Consider the following 18,804-nt stretch of genomic DNA (forward strand, 5'->3'; position numbering starts at 1 on the left):
TAATTTGACAAAGTTTTTATAAAAGATATAATATTATATCTAGTAAATATAATTGGTGAGATGGCCGAGTGGCTTAAGGCGCACCCCTGCTAAGGGTGTATGTGGTTTTCTACATCGAGGGTTCGAATCTCTCTCTCACCGAAAAATATTCGAAGCATCCGTAGCTCAGGGGATAGAGCACTCGGCTACGAACCGAGTGGTCGGGGGTTCAAATCCTCCCGGATGCAGATATAAAAAAGTTAAATATTTTTAGTTTTTACTTTTAAAATAGCAATCAAGTTATTATTCGATAATAAATAATTAATTAGTTATTTTGGTTATGTGTTTAGCTTCACGTAAAATATCATTAATTTCAGTTTTACTTAAAGTTTTTTTATCTACTTTTTTTACTATTATTACACAATATAAGTTATATTTACCATCTTTAGATGGTAAACTACCAGGTACTACAACAGAATAACTAGGAATTACACCATAGTGAATTAAACCTGTTTCTCTATTATAAATTTTAGTACTTTGTCCTATATATACTCCCATTGAAATTACTGATCCTTTTTTTACAATTACTCCTTCTACTATTTCTGATCTTGCTCCTATAAAACAATTATCTTCAATAATAGTAGGTCTAGATTGTATTGGTTCTAAAACACCACCTATGCCTACTCCTCCTGAAATATGAACATTATTTCCTATTTGAGCACAAGAACCTATTGTAGACCAAGTATCTACCATAGTTTTTTTGCCTATAAAAGCACCTATATTAATAAATGAAGGCATTAATATTGTATTTTTAGAAATAAAAGATCCATATCTTACTACAGTAGGTGGTATAATACGACATTTTATTTTTTCAAAATCATGGATTTTAAAATTATTATCAAATTTTAAAGGTATTTTATCGTAAAAATTATTATATGTACCTTTAAAAATCAAATTTTGATTAATATGAAAATATAATAATATTGCTTTTTTTATCCATTCATGAACTATCCAATTTTTCTTAATATTTTCAGCTACTCTAATTATACCTTTATCTAAAAATTTAATTACTTTATTAATATTATTGATAACTTCTTTATTTTTTAATAAATTATTATTTTTTTCATATTCCGAAAAATAATTTTCTATAATATCTTTAATATATTTCATATAATTTTATTATTAAAATTTTTTTAATTAAAATATGCGTATTGTTCAATAACAATATCATTTATTTGATAAATAAACAAATTTTAATATTTTTCAAAATTACTTATTTGATTAAGTAAATAAATTATTTTATTTTCATTAATAATTTTAATATTAAATTTAGTTGCTTTTAATAATTTTGAACTTGGTTTTATACCTAAAATTAGGATATTTGTTTTTTTACTAATATTATTATTTATAATTGCTCCTAATATCCTTAATTGATTGACAAGATTATATCTTGTTATAAATTTAAATCTTCCAGTAATAACTATTTTTTTTTGATAAAAAAAATTTTTTTTTGAAATATTATTAGTATAGATAATATCTATTTTTTTTAATAAGTTTTGAATAATATTTATATTATGTTTTTTTTTAATATAATTTAATATATTTAATGCAGTTTTTTCTCCTATATTCGTAATATTTTGTAATTTAATTAAATTAGTATTTAAAAAATCTTCTAACGTTTTAAAAAAAAATGATATAATATTAGAAGTTACTATCCCTACTTCAGGAATTCCTAAAGAAAATAAAAATCTATTAAATGTAACTTTATGTTTTTTTTTTAAACATTTTAAAATTTTTTCAATAGATTTATTTCCTAAATTTTCTATTTTAGATAAAACAAAATTATTTAAATTTAATAAATCTACAGAATTTTTTATTAAATTTTTATCTACTAATTTATCAATTAATTTTTCACCAATAAAACTAATATTCATAGCATTTCTTGAAATAAAATGTTTTAAATATGCTTTTAATTGAGCTTTACAAAATAGTTCTGACGTACAATATAAAATATTATTTTTTTTCTTATTTAAAATAGAATTACAACTAGGACACCTTTTAGGTATCAAAATATTTTTTCTTTTTCTTGTACATTTTTCATTAATTACAACATTAGTAACTTTAGGTATTACATCACCACATCTTTGTATTATAATCTTATCCCCAATTTTTAAATTTAATCTTTTTATTTCATTAATATTATATAATGTAGCAAAATTAATATTTACTCCATTAATATTTACTGTATGAAAATTAGCAATTGGAGTAAGAATTCCTGTACGTCCAATTTGGAAAATTACTTTTTTTAATGATGTTAATTTTTCTTGTGAAGGAAATTTATAAGCAATAGCCCATTTAGGTGCATGATTTGTACATCCAAAAATATTTTGTTTTTTTATATTATTTATTTTAATAACAATACCATCAATATTATAAGGTAAAAAATATCTCTTTTTTTTAAAATATTTATAAAAATTAATAATTTCATAGTAAGAAGAATAAACTTTTGTATGTTTACATATAGGAATTCCATAATATTGTAATTTTTTTAATATTTCTTGTTGATTTAAAAAAAAATTTTTATTTGTAAAACCAATTCCATAACTAAAAAAATTTAATAAATTAAAAATTTTTTTATTAATATTTTTATTTAATTTTAATATTCCTAATGTAGCACTTCTTGTATTACTAAATAATTTATTTTGATTTAATTTTTTTTGATTTAATAATTTAAATTTTTTTTTTGTTATAAATATTTCACCTCTTACTTCTAATATATTTGGTAAATTTTTTCCCTTTAAAATATGAGGTATATTTTTAATTTGTAATACATTTTTTATAATATTTTCTCCAATATTGCCATCTCCTCTTGTTATAGCACTAACTAAATAACCATTTTTATATAATAAATTAATTGCTATACCGTCAAATTTTAATTCACAACAAAAACTAGAGCTATTTATTCTTTTATTAATAGGGGAAAAAAATTTTTTAAATAAATTATTTTCATTAAAAACATTATTTAATGATAGCATGGGTATTTTATGTTTTTTTTTTTTTTGTAATATATATGATTTAACTTTTGCACCTACTAATTGAGTAGGTGAATTTTTATTTTTTAAATAAGGATATAAATGTTCTAATTTTATTAATTGAGTTAATAATTTATCATATTGATAATCAAGAATATTAGAATTATTTAATATATAATATCTATAATTATAGTTGTTAATTATTTTACGTAATTTAATTACTTTTTTTCTTAAATAAAAAAGTCTATAAATTTTGTATAAAATATTTATTAATTTTATTATATGAAATTTTATATTTTTTTTTTCCATATTGTTCCAATATCTGTATCTTCTAAAATAATATTTTTATTTCTTAATTGATTTCTAATTAAATCAGCCTTATCCCATAATTTATTTTTACGAGCAATATTACGTTTTTTAATTAATTCTTTAATTTTATCTTTACTATAAAAATTAAATAAATCTTTATTATCTTGTAAATATTTTTTAGGATTATAAAATAAAATTCCTAAAATATTACCTAATTTCTTTAATTTTGAAATATAATAATTAGTAATTAAATATTTTTTATTTCTATAATAAATATTAATTTTTTTAGATATTTTAAATAAAATACTATATGCTTTAGGAGTATTAAAATCATTATTCATAGCATTATAAAATTGTTGTTCTAATAAAAAAAAATTATTTTTAATATTTTGTATATTAAAAGATTTTTTTTTATAAAATAAAGAAGTATATAATTTTTTTATAGTTATTTGTGCTTGTTTTAATTTAATTTCATCAAATATAATAGGACTACGATAATGAGTGGCCGTTAAAAAATATCTAATAACTTCTCTATCATATTTTAATAATAAATCTTTTATTTTAAAAGTATTTTTTAAAGATTTAGACATTTTTTTATTATTAATTATAATCATTCCTGTATGTATCCAATAATTAACATAAAATTCTGGATCAATACAAGTAGATTGTGCAATTTCATTTTCATGATGAGGAAATATTAAATCATTACCTCCTCCATGTATATCAAAACATTTTCCTAAATATTTACGACTTAAAGTTGAACATTCTATATGCCATCCTGGACGTCCATACCCCCATGGAGAATTCCAGCCTATATTTAATTTATTAGTTAGTTTCCATAAAATAAAATCTTTATAATTTTGTTTAAAATTAATATTCTTAATTTTTATATTTGATTGTAATAAATTTATATTTTGTTTAGATAAAATCCCATATTTTGGATATTTTTTTACGGAAAACATAATATCACCATTTTTAGCAATATATGCAATATTATTTAGTAATAATTTTTTTATTATAAAAATAATATCCTTTATATGATCAGTAACTTTTGGTTCAAAATTAGGTAATAATATATTTAAATTATTAAAATCTTCTGATATTTTATCAATTATTTGTTTTGTAATAGAATATATGTCTTTATTTTCGTTATTTACTAAATGTATAATTTTATCATCAATATCAGTAATATTTCGGATATAATAGACTTCATAATTTAAAAATTTTAAATATCTAATAATAATATCAAATACAATAAAAGTTCTGCCATGCCCAATATGGCATATATCGTATGGAGTAATACCACATACATATATTTTTACTTTTCTTTTATTAATAGGAATAAATATTTCTTTTTTTTTACTTAATGTATTAAAAATTTTTAACATTGCTTTTTTCTTAATTAAATGATATAAATAATTTTATATTAATTTTTTTTTTGTGTAATATTTTTTTATAAAAATTAAATTTTTATAAAAAATTAATTAAATTATTTTAAAGAAAATTTTAAATATTTTCATTATTATAATAATCTGAATAATTATCAAAACGTGTAATTTGATTATTAAAAATTAATTTTATGGTTCCAATAGGTCCATTTCTTTGTTTTCCTATGATAATTTCAGCTATACCATGTAAATTAGTATTTTCATTATATACTTCATCTCTATAAATAAACATAATCAAATCTGCATCTTGTTCAATTGACCCAGATTCTCTTAAATCAGAATTCATAGGTCTTTTATCAGATCTTTGTTCTAAAGATCTATTTAATTGAGATAAAGCAACAACTGGGACATGTAATTCTTTAGCTAATGATTTTAAAGAACGTGAAATTTCAGATATTTCTAGTGTTCTATTAAAAGATAAAGAAGGTACTTTCATTAATTGTAAATAATCTACCATTATTAAACTTAAACCATTATGTTCTCTAAATACTCTCCGGGAACGTAATCTAATTTCTGTTGGAGTTAATTCTGAAGAATCATCAATATATATATTTTTTTTTTTTAGTAAAATTCCCATAGTATTAGATATTTTTTTCCAATCATTATCATTTAATTGTCCTGTTCTAATTTTACTTTGATTTACGCGAGAAAGAGAGGCTAACATACGAATCATAATCTGTTCACAAGGCATTTCTAAACTGAATATTAATACAGGTTTATCTTGAGATATTGCTGTATATTCACAAATATTCATTGCAAGTGTAGTTTTACCCATAGCAGGACGTGCCGCAATAATTATTAAATCAGAATTTTGTAATCCTGATGTTTTTTTATTTAATTCATGATATCCAGTATCTATTCCTGTAATTCCTTTCTGAGGTGCATTATAAAATGATTCAATTTTAGATATAGTAACTTCTAAAATTTCTTCTAAATTTTTAGGTTTAGTATTTTTATAAAATCTTTTTTCTGCAATTTTAAACACACGAGATTCTGCTAAATTTAATAAATCTTCACTATTTCTGCCATTTGGATAATATCCAGCTTCAGCTATTTCATTAGCAACAGATATCATTTCTCTAATTATAGCACGTTCATGAACAATATCAGCATAAGCATATATGTTTGATATACTAGGAATATTTTTGGATAATTCAGCTAAATACGCAAATCCTCCTACTTGATTTAATTTTTTTTTATTTTCTAAAGATTCAGATAATGTTATTAAGTCTATAGGTTTTCCTAATTCTATTAAAGAATTCATTTCATTAAAAATTATTTTATGTGATAAAATAAAAAAATCATCTACTATTATTTTTTCTATAATACGATCCCAGCGATTATTATCTAACATTAATCCTCCTAATATTGACTGTTCTGCTTCTAAAGAATGTGGAGGAGTTTTTATATTTTCAATTTGTAAATCTTTTTTAAATTGTTTCATTCAATTATTTATTACCATTTATCAATATAATTTTTAATTTATTTAAAAAATAAAAATAAAATATATTATTTATGTTTTATATAACACAAAGCATTTTTTAATATATCTAAACTATTATTTTTTAAAGAATTTGTTTTGTTAAAAATAAAATTTTTAAAAGCATGCGATCCATTAATACCATAAAAAATATTTAATAAAGGAGTAATAATAGTTCTTAAAGGGACACCTTTATTTAATTCTGATTTTATATAGGGAAACATAGATTTTATTATTATTAAAGGATCTTTAATAATAGTTTTTTTTATATTGTAAATATGTTTATCTATATTTATTAATATCATTGGATTTTTAAAAACTTCTCTACCAATCATTACTCCATCAACATATTTTAAATGTTCTTTTATATTTAATAAAGTTTTAATCCCACCATTAATTGAGATTTTTATATTTGGAAAATTTTTTTTTATTTTATAAATAATTTTATAATTTAATTTAGGAATAATTAAATTTTTTCTCGTATTAATTTTTTTGTAAAGTAATGCTTTTCTAGCATGAATAATAAATCTTGTACAACCACTCTGAACCATTAAATCAATAAAATTATGTAGAAAATGATAATTATCATTATTATTAATACCAATACGCATTTTTATTGTAATAGGTATTGACACAGCATCACTCATAGATTTAATACAATTAGATACAATTATTGGTTGAGATATTAAACATGCTCCAAAATTACCTTTTTGAGATCTTAAAGAAGGACATCCTAAATTTAAATTTATTTCTTTATATCCTATTTTTTCTGCTTTTTTCGCACATAAAGATAATAATTTTGGTTCATTACCAGCTAATTGTAATGCAAGATTATTCACATTATTATTTTCTAATAAAATTTTTGCATTATTTTTAATTAAATTAGAATGAATCATTTCAGTATATAAAAGTGATTTTTTTGTTAATTTGCGATAAAAATATCTACAATATTTATTAGTTTTTTTAAACATAGGTGCTACTTCAAATTTAAAATATGGATTTTTTTTTTTCATATTTATGCATTAACAAATGGAAATATTATTTAAATAAAATATTATAAAAGAATAAATATTGATTTTAATAAATTAATTGTATGGATTTTTATTTTCTTGAAATTTGAAATTTATAACATTACCAATACATTGTAATTTTTTATAAAAAAAATTTAATAAGTAACGTTTATAATTATTATTTAATTTTGTTAACTGATTACCATGTATTTTAAATATTAAAGGAGTATTATTTATTTGATGTATATATTTTAATCTTATACGCCTACCATTATAAATAGGAGGTAGAACTAATTTAGTTGCTAAATTTAAAATTTTCATAAGTTTAGAAGTATTATATATTTTAATAGATATATTATATATTTTATATATTATTTTATAAATATTTGTTAAATTTATAGTAAATTTAGCAGAAATAGAAATGATAGGAAAAAACTTAAATTTTATTTTTATAAGTTTTTTTATTAAATTAATATCTTTTACTTTTATAAGATCTATTTTATTTATTATTAAAATAATTGATTTTTTTTGAGAAATAATATAATTTATGGTATTAATGTCTTGATTACAAAAAATTTTTTTTTCTCCATTAATTACATATAAAATAATATTAGATTTTTTAATAATTTTATAAGATTCTAAAATAGAAATTTTTTCTATTTGATTTTTAATTTTATTTTTTTTTTTTATACCAGCTGTATCAATTATAGTAATATTTTTATTAAATTTATTTAATGATATAGCAATACTTTCTCTAGTTGTACCTGGAATATCACTAATAATTACTCTTTTTTCTTTAATAAATTTATTTATTAAAGTAGATTTACCTACATTAGGCATACCTATAATAGCTAATTTAATATTATTTTTATTTTTATTTTTATTTTTATCTTTTATACAAAATTTACTATATAATTGATTTTTATCTAATTTATTTATAGAAATTTTATTAATATAAGAAAATAATATTTTTTTTAATTTAATAATATCATTATTATCTGTAATATCTATTTGATAAAAATTTATACCTAAAGAATAAAATTCAGTATCTAAAAATCTTTTTTTCTTAATATTTAATATTATAATTACTTTTTTACCACATTTTCTAATACTATCAATAATTTTATAATCTATAAAATTTAATTTATCTCCTTTAATTATTAATAAAATAAGACTCGATTTTTTTATTAATAGTAAAATTTGTTCTTTTATTAAAGAATTTTTTTCATTAAATTTATTATAACTAACTGTATCTATACAAATAAATTTTAAATTTTTAATTTTAGCATTACTATATTTAGTATCTATTGTAAAATTTGGTATTTTATTAACTAATGAATCATTTTTTTTAATTAAAATATTATATAAAGAAGATTTACCTACATTATTATCACCTAATATAGTAATATTAGGATATTGAAGTATCATTTTTTTCTCTTTTATTTATTATACTGTTAAAATTTTAAATAAATATATTTTATTATATATAGTTTGTATAACTAATTGATTTTTTATTACTAAAATATAATGTATTTTATATTTATCAATTTTTTTCTTTCCTAGAAAAATTCCTGTATTAAGATCTATCCAATAAAGAAAACCTCTATTATTTGTAAAAAAAATTTTTTTATTATATATAAATAAATTATTAATTTTATTATTTTTAAATTTATCTATTATCCATATTAAATTTCCATTTTTTACATTTAAAGCTAAAATTCTATTTAGTGGATCTATTAAATATATAATATTATGATTTATAATAAAATTTTTATGAGTAAAATATATTTTTTCCCAAATAATATCACCTGTACTTAAATTAATAGCCATAAAATTACCGTTATAAGATGATACATAAACAATACCTTTATATATAACTGGTGAGATATCAATATCATTTATATTAATAAAATTTTCTTTATTATTCATTCTTAATAAATTTTGTTCCCAGACTAATAATCCATTAGTTACTATACGAGAACTAACTAAACCATTATCACTTCCTATAATTACATTATCAAAAAAAAGTACAGGATCAGATAATCCTTTTATAGATAATGAATTTGAATGTCCTAAATGTACTGTCCATAAAATTCTACCATTATTTTTATCTAATCCTTGTAAAATATCATCCATACTATGAACTATTAGTATATTTTTTCTAATAACAAAATTAGATAGTATTTCATTAAATATATTTTGTTTCCAAATAATAGATTTATTTTTTATATTTATTGAAAAAATTTTTCCTTGTTTATTACCAACATATAAATAATTATTCGAAATTATAGGACCAACTGTAAAATATTCATATTTACAAGATGAAAAAAAACAGGATTTATTTATTAAATTAAGAGACCAAACAACTTTACCTGTTTTTATATTTATACAATAGATAAAACCATTTTTATTAGCTAAATATAAAAATCCTTTACTATAATAAGGATTTAATTTTTTAAAAGAAACATTATTTTTTCCTATGTTATTTTGCCATATTAATTTTAATTTTATGTTATTAACTTTAGATAATAAATTATTATTTTTTTCATATGTACATGAAGTTAAAAAAATAGAACAAAAAATAAATATTAATGTTACAAATTTTCTTAATTTTATTTTCATATTTTACTCTTTTATGATTAAAATTTATTTTTTTATAATTTTAAAATTTAACCAGATAAAATTTTTTAAATAACAAAAATACATTAAAATATTTTTTCTAAATGTAATATTAATTTATTTTCTGGTATAATTATTTGTTTTTTTAAATATAAATCTTTAATAATAATTAAAGAATTTTTTATTTCTTCTGGACCTATAATAATTATAAAATGTGATTTGTATTTATTTGCTTGAATAATTTGTTTTTTTAAATTTTTAAAAAGATAACTAGTAACTATTCTAAGTTTAGGAAAATGTTTTCTAATTAATTCTCCAATAATTAAAATTTTTTTTAAAATATGATTATTTTCCATTGGTATTAAAAAAATATCAATCAAATATTTTATATTTAATTTAATAGATTTCATTTTTTCAACTAATAAAATTAAACGTTCTATTCCGATAGCACATCCAATACCATTATTAATTTTTTTATTACTCATATTTTTAATTAATTTATCATATCTTCCACCTCCACATATAGTTTTAGGATTTTCTGTACTTATATTATTAGTTTTCCATTCAAATACTATATCATTATAGTAATCTAATCCTCTGACTAAATAATCATTTATTATAAATTTTATATTCATAAAATTTAAAATTTTACACAATTTTTTAAATTGATATATACTATTTTCATTAAGAAAATTTTTTAATTTAGGTATATTAGGTATATTAGTTAATAATTTTTGGATATTTTTATTATTATTATCTAAAATTCTTAAAGGATTTGTGTATATTTTTTTTCTATTTTTTAAATCTAAAAGATGTGAATTTTTTTCGAAAAAAAATATTAATTCTTTTATATATCTTTCTCGATCTAGTATAGAACCAAGAGTATTAATTTCTAAAAAAACATTTTCTGTAATATTTAATTTTTTCCATATATTATTTGTCAGAATAATAATTTCAGCATCAATATAAGGTGATTTTAATCCAAGGCTTTCAATACCAATTTGATTGAATTGTCTATATCTACCTCTTTGAGGTCTTTCATAACGAAACATAGGACCATTATACCAAAAACGTTTATTATTATAAAAAACATTATGTTCTATTATGGCTCTAATAAATCCTGTAGTACCTTCTGGTCGTAAAGTTAAAGAATTTTTATTTTTATCTAATAAAGTATACATTTCTTTTTCAATAATATCTGTATTTTCACCAATAGTTTTATTAAATAATTCACTTTTTTCCAAAATAGGTAATTTAATTTCTTGATAACCATAATTATTTAAAATATTTTGAATAATATTTTCAATATTTTTCCATAATAAAGTACTAGGAAATAAATAATCATGCATACCATAAATTGCTGTAATTTTTTTTATCACTATAAATTCTCTTTATTAATATTAATTTTAATTATTTTTAATATTTTTTATAAAGTTTGAAATATATTAATATTATACTAATAACAATTATTTTTAAAAATAAAATATATATTCTTTTTATATTTTTTATATAATAAAATTAAATCTTATTTAACATAATTAAACTGAAAAATATATATTTTAATGAAAAATGACATTTATTGGATGAAATATGCTTTAAGTTTTGCTAAATTAGCAAAAAATATAGGAGAAATACCAGTTGGAGCAATTATTGTAAAAAATAATAAAATTATTTCTTATGGTATAAATAATTCAATTAAAAAAAATGATCCTACAGCACACGCTGAAATAATAGCTTTAAGGAAAGCAGGCAAATATTTAAAAAATTATAGATTATTAAATACAACTATGTATGTAACATTAGAACCATGTTTAATGTGCTCTGGTGCTATAATTATTAGTAGAATTGCTCGATTAGTATTCAGTACTTATAATAAAAAATATAGTAATATAGGATCTTTTATAGATTTATTAGGTATTTATAATATAAATTATAAAATAAAAATTCATTCTGGAGTTTTAAAAAAAGAATGTACAAATATCATAAAAAAATTTTTTTCTTTTAAAAGAAAAAAATTTTTTTTAAAAGGTAATTAATTTGAAAAAAAATAAAAAAATATTAAATTATGATATAGAATTATTAAATATTTTAAATAAAGAATCAAAAAGACAAGAAGAAAACATTAATTTAATAGCTTCTGAAAATTATACATCACATAATGTGATGTTTTTTCAAGGATCTCAATTAACTAATAAATACGCTGAAGGATATCCTAAATATAGATATTATGGAGGTTGTAGATATATAGATCAAATTGAAAACATTGCTATACAAAGAGCTAAAAAATTATTTAATGCAGATTATGTTAATGTACAACCACATTCGGGATCACAAGCTAATTTTGCTGTGTATATGGCTTTATTACGACCTGGAGATATTATAATGGGATTAGAAAATTCACATGGAGGACATTTAACACATGGTTCTAAAGTAAATTTTTCAGGAAAATTTTATAAAAATATATCATATACAACTAATGAACATGGAAAAATTGATTATAATAATTTATTAAAATTAGCAAAAAAATATAAACCAAAAATGATTATTGGGGGTTTTTCATCATATTCAAGAATATGTAATTGGGCTAAAATGAGATATATTGCTGATATAATAAATGCATATTTTTTTGTTGATATTTCACATATTGCTGGATTAATTATTGCAGGATTATATCCTAATCCATTACCTTACGCACATGTTATAACTAGTACAACACATAAAACATTATCTGGACCTAGAGGTGGAATTATATTATCATTAAAAAAAAATAAATATTTATTTCAAAAATTTAATAAGTCAGTTTTCCCTGGAAGTCAAGGAGGTCCTTTAATGCATGTAATTGCAGCTAAAGCTGCAGCATTTAAAGAGGCATTAAATCCTAGTTTTATTTTATATCAAAAACAAATATTAAAAAATGCTAAATTAATGGTTAAAATTTTTAAAAAATATCACTTTAAAATAATATCTAATTATACTGAAACACATTTATTTATTATTGATTTAACAAATAAAAATATGACAGGTATAGAAGCTGAATTATTATTAGAAAAACATAATATTATTGTAAATAAAAACAGTATTCCTAATGATGTAAATCCTCCTTCTATCACTTCTGGAATAAGAATAGGAACACCAGCTATTACAAAAAGAGGTTTCAAAGAAAAAGAAATATATTTATTATCTAAATATATTATAAATATTTTAAATAAAAAAAATAAGTATTGTGAAAATATAAAAAATAATATTATTAAATTATGTAGGATTTTTCCTATATATAAATAATATATTTTTTTAAAATTTTAGTTTTTTAAAATAAAATTAGGAGAAATTTATAATGACAAAATATAATTCTGTTTTAATATTTGTGACAGATGGTATTGAAGACATAGAAACAGTATCTTCAATAGATATCTTAACTAGAAGTAATATAAATGTTATATTAGTTAGTGTAAATAATATACGAGAAATTACATGTGCTCATGGTACAAAAATTATAAGTGATATTTTTTTAAATAATATAGAAAATATTAATATAAAAAATATAGCAGCAATTATCCTTCCTGGTGGTTTACAAGCATCTAAATATTTTCAAAAAAATTATTTTTTATTAAAATATCTAAAAGAAATTAAAAATTCTAATCGTATTATAGGTGCAATATGTGCATCACCTGCTATGGTTATTAGTTCTAATAATTTATTTCCTAATGCTAAAATGACTGGATATTTAGGATTAAAACATTTAATACCAAATAAACAATGGGTAAAAAATCCAATTTACTGGGATGATAAATACAAATTATTAACAGGGCAAAGTGTAAAATATGCTATTAAATTTAATTTAAAATTAGTACAAATTATTTTAGGTAAAGAAAAATCTCGTAAAATAGAAAATGAATTATAATTCAAACATTTAATAAAAAAATTAATATATTTAAAATATTTATAATTTTTATTACACAAATAATAATTCAAAATAAAATATTTAATTATTCATTTCTTAGTTTATTTGCTATTTTATCTAATACTCCATTAATAAATTTATAACTATTTTCTCCTCCTCCAAATTTTTTTGCAAGACAAATACTTTCATTTATTACTACTTTATATGGAACATCTAAACGATTAATTAATTCGTATAAAGATAGACGTAAAATTGCTTTTTCAACTTGTCCTAATTCAAATAATTTACGAGATAAAAATGGTTTCATTACATTATCTAAATAAAAACTATTAATTATTACTCCATTTATTAAATCATTAAAATAATCGACATCAATATTTTTAATATTTTTTATTGATTCATTTAAGAAATAATATTGAATTTCATGAAAATTATTTTTAGATAATTGCCAAGAGTAAATAGCTTGTAAAGCATATTTTCTAGATTGATATCTTTCAGTAAATTTCACTTAACTACCTTTTTACTTTTTATATGTAATAATTGTATTGATTTAAATATATTAATCATTTCTAATAGAGTTAAAGCAGCTTCAGTACCTCTATTACCCATTTTAACTCCTGATCTTTCAATTGCTTGTTCAATATTATCTGTTATTAAAATACTAAAAGCAATTGGAATATTATTTTGCACTGATAAATTAGATATTTGAGAACAAACTTCTTGAGATAAATATTTAAAGTGAGATGTTTTTCCTTTTATAATAGTACCAATAGCTATTATACCATCATAAATATTTTTTTGTATTAATAAATTTATAACTGATGCTATTTCATAACTTCCCGGGACCCAACATATAGTTATATTTTTATCTTGCACCATCCCTATTCTTTGTAAAGTATCAATCGTAGCATATAATAAATTTTTATTTATAAATGTATTATATCTTGATATAACAATAGCTATAAAAGCATTAGGTGCTATAATATTTTCATCAATAATTTTCATAATATATTATTTATATCCTTGTTTTATAAGATTATTTAATGGGTTTTAATATTAATTTTAAATCTGATCCTAATCTTTTTATTTTTGTAAAATAAAAATGAGGTACATTAATAATATTTGTAAATTTATGTATATTACATAAACTTAATGACATATTTCCTAATAATTTAGGTGATAAATATATAATTAATTCATCTATTAAATTATAATTAATTAAAGATCCTGATAAGATACTACCTGCTTCTATTAAAAGAGAATTAATTCCTCTATTACCTAATGTTTTAAATAAATTTTTTAAATTAAAATAATTATTAATTTCAGGAATAATAATTTGTTCTACATAATTAGGCCAATTTTCAAAAGTATATTTTGATTTTACTAAAATTATTTTTCCAGGAGATAAAATAATATTATTATTAGGTTTAATTGTATTTAATCTATCTAAAATAATTCTAATTGGTTGCCTGAATAATTTTTTAGGATATATCTTTTTTATTTGATTATATAATTTACTCCATTTTACTAAGAAAGTAGAATTATCTTGTAAAATAGTTTTACTTGTACTTAAAATAGCTGTACTTTTTGCTCGTAATATCTGAACATCTTTCCTAGCAATTATTGAAGATATCCATTTACTATTACCATTAAATAATGCAATTTTACCATCTAAAGATGATGCTAATTTAAGTTGTATCCAAGGTATCCCAGTTTTCATTCTTTTAAAAAATCCATAATTTATAGATTTAGCTTTTTTTGATAAAATATGATTCGTTATTTTAATTCCCTGAGTTTTTAAAAATTTTAATCCTTTTCCATTTACTTTTGGATTAGGATCTTTTGAAGCAACTACTAATCTTTTTATCTTAGCATCAACTAAAGCTTTACAGCAAGAAGGGGTTAAATTTTTATAATTACAAGGTTCTAATGTGATATAAACAGTTGCACCTTTAGCATATTGACCAGCCATTTTTAATGCATTAATTTCTGCATGAGTTTGTCCTGCTTTTAAATGATATCCTTTCCCAACAATTTTTTTATTATTAACAATAATACATCCTACATTTGGATTAGGAGTAGTAGTAAAAATTCCTAATTTAGCTAATTTAATTGCATGCATCATATAAAATTTATCTATTGAATCCATAATAACCTTAAAAAACGTTTAATATTAAAATAATTAGATAAATATTTATTTATAAAAAATAATTTTTTATTTAAACATTTAATAAATATAAATTATTATAATTATATATTAATATATATATAAAACATAATTTTTCTAATTATTTAATTAATTATTAAAATAGTTTTAATATAAAAAAATAAATATTTGTAATAAATTTTTTTTAAGAGATAACATTATATGAAAAAAAAAATTATTCTTTTTGATACTACATTACGTGATGGTGAACAATCACTAAAATCTAATTTAAATACTAATGAAAAAATAAAAATAGCATTAGCATTAGAATCTATGGGAATTGATATTATAGAAATCGGATTTCCTATTTCTTCTCCTAATGATTATCAAACTTCTAAAAAGATATCTAATATTATAAAAAATAGTAAATTATGTGGTTTAGCTAGATGCAAAGAAAAAGATATAGATATGGTATATAAAGCATTAAAAAAATCTCAAAATTTTAGAATTCACCTTTTTTTAGCCACTTCTCCTATACATATTACTACAAAATTAAAAACTACTTTGCATAAAGTAATAGAAAAAATATCATTTATGATAAAATATGCACGTAAATATACTGATGATATTGAATTTTCTTGTGAAGATGGAAGTAGAACACCTATTAATGATTTATGTTTAGTTGTACAAACAGCTATTGATGCAGGAGCTACAACTATTAATATTCCAGATACAGTAGGTTATACATTTCCTCAAGAATATTATAATATAATTTCTTATTTAAAAAAAAAAGTAGACAATATAGACAAATGTATTCTTTCAGTTCATACCCATAATGATTTAGGTATGGCTGTTGGTAATGCTATTACAGCAATAAATGCAGGAGCAAGACAAATAGAAGGCACTATTAATGGGATAGGAGAAAGAGCTGGAAATTGTGCATTAGAAGAAATAATCATGGCTTTATACGCAAGAAAAAAAAATATGAATTTTTATACCAATATAAATTATCAAAAAATATATAATACAAGTAAAATAGTAAGTAGAATTTGTAATATTCCATTAGCTATACATAAAGCTATTGTAGGAAGTAATGCTTTTTCTCATTCTTCTGGAATTCATCAAGATGGAATGATAAAAAATAAAAAAACTTATGAAATATTAAATCCAAAAAATATAGGTTTAAATAATACAGAAATTAATCTTACTTCTAAGTCAGGAAGAGCTGCAGTTAAATATCACATGAATTTAATGGGATATAAAAATAATACATATGATATTAACATATTATATAATAAATTTATTAAATTAGCTGAGCAAAAAGGACAAATTTTTAATTATGATTTAGAATCCTTAGCATTTAATAATGAAGTAGAAAACAATACAGAATATTATTCGTTAATATATTTTAATGTACAGTCTAATTCCAATATTTCTATTGCAACAATAAAATTAAAATGTGGGCAAATAATAAAGTTAGAAGCTGCAACAGGATTAGGTCCAGTTGATGCAATATATAAAACAATAATTAGAATAACAAATTATGATATAACACTAATTAAGTATATTTTAAAAGCTAAAAACCATACTGAAGAATCAATAGGTCAAGTTAATATTAAAATAAAATATAAAAACAAATTTTTTTATGGAATTGGTTTATCTAAAGATATTATTAAAGCTTCAGTTATTTCAATTATTAATTGTCTTAATAGTATTTGGAAATCTGAAAGAGTAAAACAAAACATATTAAAAATTAATAAATTTCACAATTTTAAGGAATAATTATGTCGGATATATTTAAAATAGCAATTTTAGCGGGAGATGGTATCGGGCCAGAAGTTATGAAACAAGCATTAAAAGTATTAGAAAAAATTAAAAAATATATAAATAAAAAAATATTTATTAATCATTATGTTGTTGGTGGAACAGCTATTAATAAATATGGGAATCCTTTACCTAAAAAAACATTATATGGTTGTGAAAATTCTGATGCAATATTATTTGGATCTATTGGAGGTCCTGAATGGGATTATTTACCTTTAAACAAACGACCAGAAAAAGGATCATTATTAAAATTAAGAAAACATTTTAATTTATTTGCAAATATACGTCCTACTTTTTTTTATAAAAAATTAAGTATTTTAAGTCCATTAAAAGAAAAAATTTTAAATAAAGGTTTTGATATTATTTGTATTAGAGAGTTAACTGGAGGTATATATTTTGGATTGCCTAATGGTAGAAAAGGAAAAGGTATAGATGAATATGCTTTTGATACTGAAATTTATTCAAGATTTGAAATAGAAAGAATTGCACATATTGCTTTTAATTTGGCATTAAAAAGAAAGAAAAAAATATGTTCTATTGATAAAGCAAATGTTTTAAATACATCAATATTATGGCGTGAAGTGGTAACAGATATATCTAAACAATATGCATCAGTCAAATTAGAACATATGTATATTGATAATGCTGTCATGCAATTAATGAAAAATCCGTCTCAATTTGATATTATATTATGTCCAAATTTATTTGGAGATATAATTTCTGATCAATGTGGTATGATTACAGGATCAGTAGGTAATTTACCTTCAGCTAGTTTTAATCATAATTATTTTGGTTTATATGAACCTTCAGGAGGTTCTGCCCCTAATATTGCAGGTAAAAATATAGCTAATCCTATCGCACAAATATTATCATTAGCAATGTTAATTGAATACTCCTTACGAGAAAAAAATATAGCTCAAAAAATAAAAAATGCTATTCAAAAAATATTAGATTTAGGTTATAGAACTAAAGATTTATTTACAAATAGTAAAAATGAAAAAATAGTTACTACTGAGGACATGGGAACATTAATTATGGAATCTATTATATAAAATA

16 protein-coding genes and 2 tRNA genes are annotated in these 18,804 nt (G+C 19.7%); 7 read left to right on the plus strand and 11 right to left on the minus strand.

Annotation, left to right across the window (positions count from 1 at the left end):
* The first annotated feature begins 54 nt into the window (after nt 1-54).
* Together GJU01_RS00160 and GJU01_RS00165 are read left to right on the plus strand one after the other, a co-directional pair.
* Nucleotides 55-141: transfer RNA gene (locus tag GJU01_RS00160), tRNA-Ser, on the plus strand.
* A gap of 13 nt (nt 142-154) precedes the next feature.
* Nucleotides 155-227, plus strand: a tRNA-Arg gene (locus GJU01_RS00165).
* A 73-nt stretch (nt 228-300) separates the two neighbouring features.
* Here the strand turns inward: GJU01_RS00165 and dapD are convergent.
* From dapD to hisS, 8 genes are all read right to left on the minus strand, one after another.
* The gene (gene dapD / locus GJU01_RS00170; protein WP_168867847.1) at nt 301-1,149 is read right to left on the minus strand and encodes a 2,3,4,5-tetrahydropyridine-2,6-dicarboxylate N-succinyltransferase; all 849 of its coding nucleotides are present in this window, start codon (nt 1,147-1,149) and stop codon (nt 301-303) included.
* Nucleotides 1,150-1,232: 83 nt separating this feature from the next.
* Nucleotides 1,233-3,320, minus strand: coding sequence for an NAD-dependent DNA ligase LigA (ligA, locus tag GJU01_RS00175; RefSeq protein ID WP_168867848.1), 2,088 nt, complete (start codon nt 3,318-3,320; stop codon nt 1,233-1,235).
* On the minus strand, nt 3,302-4,708 hold the full coding sequence (gene cysS / locus GJU01_RS00180; RefSeq protein ID WP_168867849.1) for a cysteine--tRNA ligase: 1,407 nt from the start codon (nt 4,706-4,708) through the stop codon (nt 3,302-3,304). The genes ligA and cysS overlap by 19 nt, the downstream gene beginning before the upstream one ends.
* Nucleotides 4,709-4,826: 118 nt before the next feature.
* A complete protein-coding gene (gene dnaB / locus GJU01_RS00185) occupies nt 4,827-6,212 on the minus strand; it encodes a replicative DNA helicase (protein ID WP_211080607.1) in 1,386 nt (461 codons plus the stop codon).
* 65 nt (nt 6,213-6,277) lie between these two features.
* Entirely contained in the window at nt 6,278-7,261 is a 984-nt protein-coding gene (gene dusA, locus GJU01_RS00190) for a tRNA dihydrouridine(20/20a) synthase DusA (RefSeq protein WP_168867850.1), read from the minus strand.
* Nucleotides 7,262-7,333: 72 nt separating this feature from the next.
* Nucleotides 7,334-8,686, minus strand: coding sequence for a ribosome biogenesis GTPase Der (gene der, locus GJU01_RS00195; protein ID WP_168867851.1), 1,353 nt, complete (start codon nt 8,684-8,686; stop codon nt 7,334-7,336).
* An 18-nt stretch (nt 8,687-8,704) separates the two neighbouring features.
* The gene (locus GJU01_RS00200; protein ID WP_168867852.1) at nt 8,705-9,880 is read right to left on the minus strand and encodes an outer membrane protein assembly factor BamB family protein; all 1,176 of its coding nucleotides are present in this window, start codon (nt 9,878-9,880) and stop codon (nt 8,705-8,707) included.
* Between the two features lie 83 nt (nt 9,881-9,963).
* Complete coding sequence (gene hisS, locus GJU01_RS00205; RefSeq protein ID WP_168867853.1) at nt 9,964-11,256, minus strand: histidine--tRNA ligase; 1,293 nt, start codon at nt 11,254-11,256, stop codon at nt 9,964-9,966.
* A gap of 183 nt (nt 11,257-11,439) precedes the next feature.
* On the opposite strand from hisS, the gene tadA reads away from it, so the two are divergent.
* The 3 genes from tadA to GJU01_RS00220 are packed head-to-tail and all read left to right on the plus strand — an operon-like array spanning nt 11,440 to nt 13,778.
* The gene (tadA, locus tag GJU01_RS00210; RefSeq protein ID WP_168867854.1) at nt 11,440-11,913 is read left to right on the plus strand and encodes a tRNA adenosine(34) deaminase TadA; all 474 of its coding nucleotides are present in this window, start codon (nt 11,440-11,442) and stop codon (nt 11,911-11,913) included.
* 1 nt (nt 11,914) lies between these two features.
* Nucleotides 11,915-13,159, plus strand: coding sequence for a serine hydroxymethyltransferase (gene glyA / locus GJU01_RS00215; protein ID WP_168867855.1), 1,245 nt, complete (start codon nt 11,915-11,917; stop codon nt 13,157-13,159).
* Nucleotides 13,160-13,211: 52 nt separating this feature from the next.
* On the plus strand, nt 13,212-13,778 hold the full coding sequence (locus tag GJU01_RS00220) for a DJ-1 family glyoxalase III (protein WP_168867856.1): 567 nt from the start codon (nt 13,212-13,214) through the stop codon (nt 13,776-13,778).
* A gap of 85 nt (nt 13,779-13,863) precedes the next feature.
* Here GJU01_RS00220 and nusB read toward each other — a convergent pair whose 3' ends face one another.
* From nusB to ribD, 3 genes are read right to left on the minus strand one after another with little or no spacing between them, the layout of a single operon-like run.
* Nucleotides 13,864-14,286 (minus strand): transcription antitermination factor NusB, encoded by a 423-nt coding sequence (gene nusB, locus GJU01_RS00225; RefSeq protein WP_168867857.1) that lies wholly within the window; start codon nt 14,284-14,286, stop codon nt 13,864-13,866.
* Nucleotides 14,283-14,783: a 6,7-dimethyl-8-ribityllumazine synthase gene (gene ribH / locus GJU01_RS00230; RefSeq protein ID WP_168867858.1), complete on the minus strand. Its 501-nt coding sequence runs from the start codon at nt 14,781-14,783 to the stop codon at nt 14,283-14,285. Before ribH ends, nusB begins: the two co-directional genes overlap by 4 nt.
* 31 nt (nt 14,784-14,814) lie before the next feature.
* Entirely contained in the window at nt 14,815-15,927 is a 1,113-nt protein-coding gene (gene ribD, locus GJU01_RS00235; RefSeq protein ID WP_168867859.1) for a bifunctional diaminohydroxyphosphoribosylaminopyrimidine deaminase/5-amino-6-(5-phosphoribosylamino)uracil reductase RibD, read from the minus strand.
* 219 nt (nt 15,928-16,146) lie between these two features.
* Here ribD and leuA point away from each other — a divergent pair, with 219 nt between their 5' ends.
* The gene (gene leuA / locus GJU01_RS00240; RefSeq protein WP_168867860.1) at nt 16,147-17,706 is read left to right on the plus strand and encodes a 2-isopropylmalate synthase; all 1,560 of its coding nucleotides are present in this window, start codon (nt 16,147-16,149) and stop codon (nt 17,704-17,706) included.
* 2 nt (nt 17,707-17,708) lie between these two features.
* Nucleotides 17,709-18,800, plus strand: coding sequence for a 3-isopropylmalate dehydrogenase (leuB, locus tag GJU01_RS00245; protein WP_168867861.1), 1,092 nt, complete (start codon nt 17,709-17,711; stop codon nt 18,798-18,800).
* Nucleotides 18,801-18,804: the final 4 nt, after the last annotated feature.

Source organism: Enterobacteriaceae endosymbiont of Donacia vulgaris, from assembly GCF_012568445.1.
In the GTDB taxonomy this organism is placed as follows: Bacteria; Pseudomonadota; Gammaproteobacteria; order Enterobacterales; family Enterobacteriaceae.

Bases quoted from the DNA above. Each gene is read 5' to 3' on its own strand.
- leuA (WP_168867860.1), top strand. From the start codon at position 16,147: ATGAAAAAAAAAATTATTCTTTTTGATACTACATTACGTGATGGTGAA.
- dusA (WP_168867850.1), bottom strand. From the start codon at position 7,261: ATGAAAAAAAAAAATCCATATTTTAAATTTGAAGTAGCACCTATGTTT.
- dapD (WP_168867847.1), bottom strand. From the start codon at position 1,149: ATGAAATATATTAAAGATATTATAGAAAATTATTTTTCGGAATATGAA.
- cysS (WP_168867849.1), bottom strand. From the start codon at position 4,708: ATGTTAAAAATTTTTAATACATTAAGTAAAAAAAAAGAAATATTTATT.
- ligA (WP_168867848.1), bottom strand. From the start codon at position 3,320: ATGGAAAAAAAAAATATAAAATTTCATATAATAAAATTAATAAATATT.
- der (WP_168867851.1), bottom strand. From the start codon at position 8,686: ATGATACTTCAATATCCTAATATTACTATATTAGGTGATAATAATGTA.
- leuB (WP_168867861.1), top strand. From the start codon at position 17,709: ATGTCGGATATATTTAAAATAGCAATTTTAGCGGGAGATGGTATCGGG.
- GJU01_RS00220 (WP_168867856.1), top strand. From the start codon at position 13,212: ATGACAAAATATAATTCTGTTTTAATATTTGTGACAGATGGTATTGAA.
- ribH (WP_168867858.1), bottom strand. From the start codon at position 14,783: ATGAAAATTATTGATGAAAATATTATAGCACCTAATGCTTTTATAGCT.
- tadA (WP_168867854.1), top strand. From the start codon at position 11,440: ATGAAAAATGACATTTATTGGATGAAATATGCTTTAAGTTTTGCTAAA.
- GJU01_RS00200 (WP_168867852.1), bottom strand. From the start codon at position 9,880: ATGAAAATAAAATTAAGAAAATTTGTAACATTAATATTTATTTTTTGT.
- ribD (WP_168867859.1), bottom strand. From the start codon at position 15,927: ATGGATTCAATAGATAAATTTTATATGATGCATGCAATTAAATTAGCT.
- dnaB (WP_211080607.1), bottom strand. From the start codon at position 6,212: ATGAAACAATTTAAAAAAGATTTACAAATTGAAAATATAAAAACTCCT.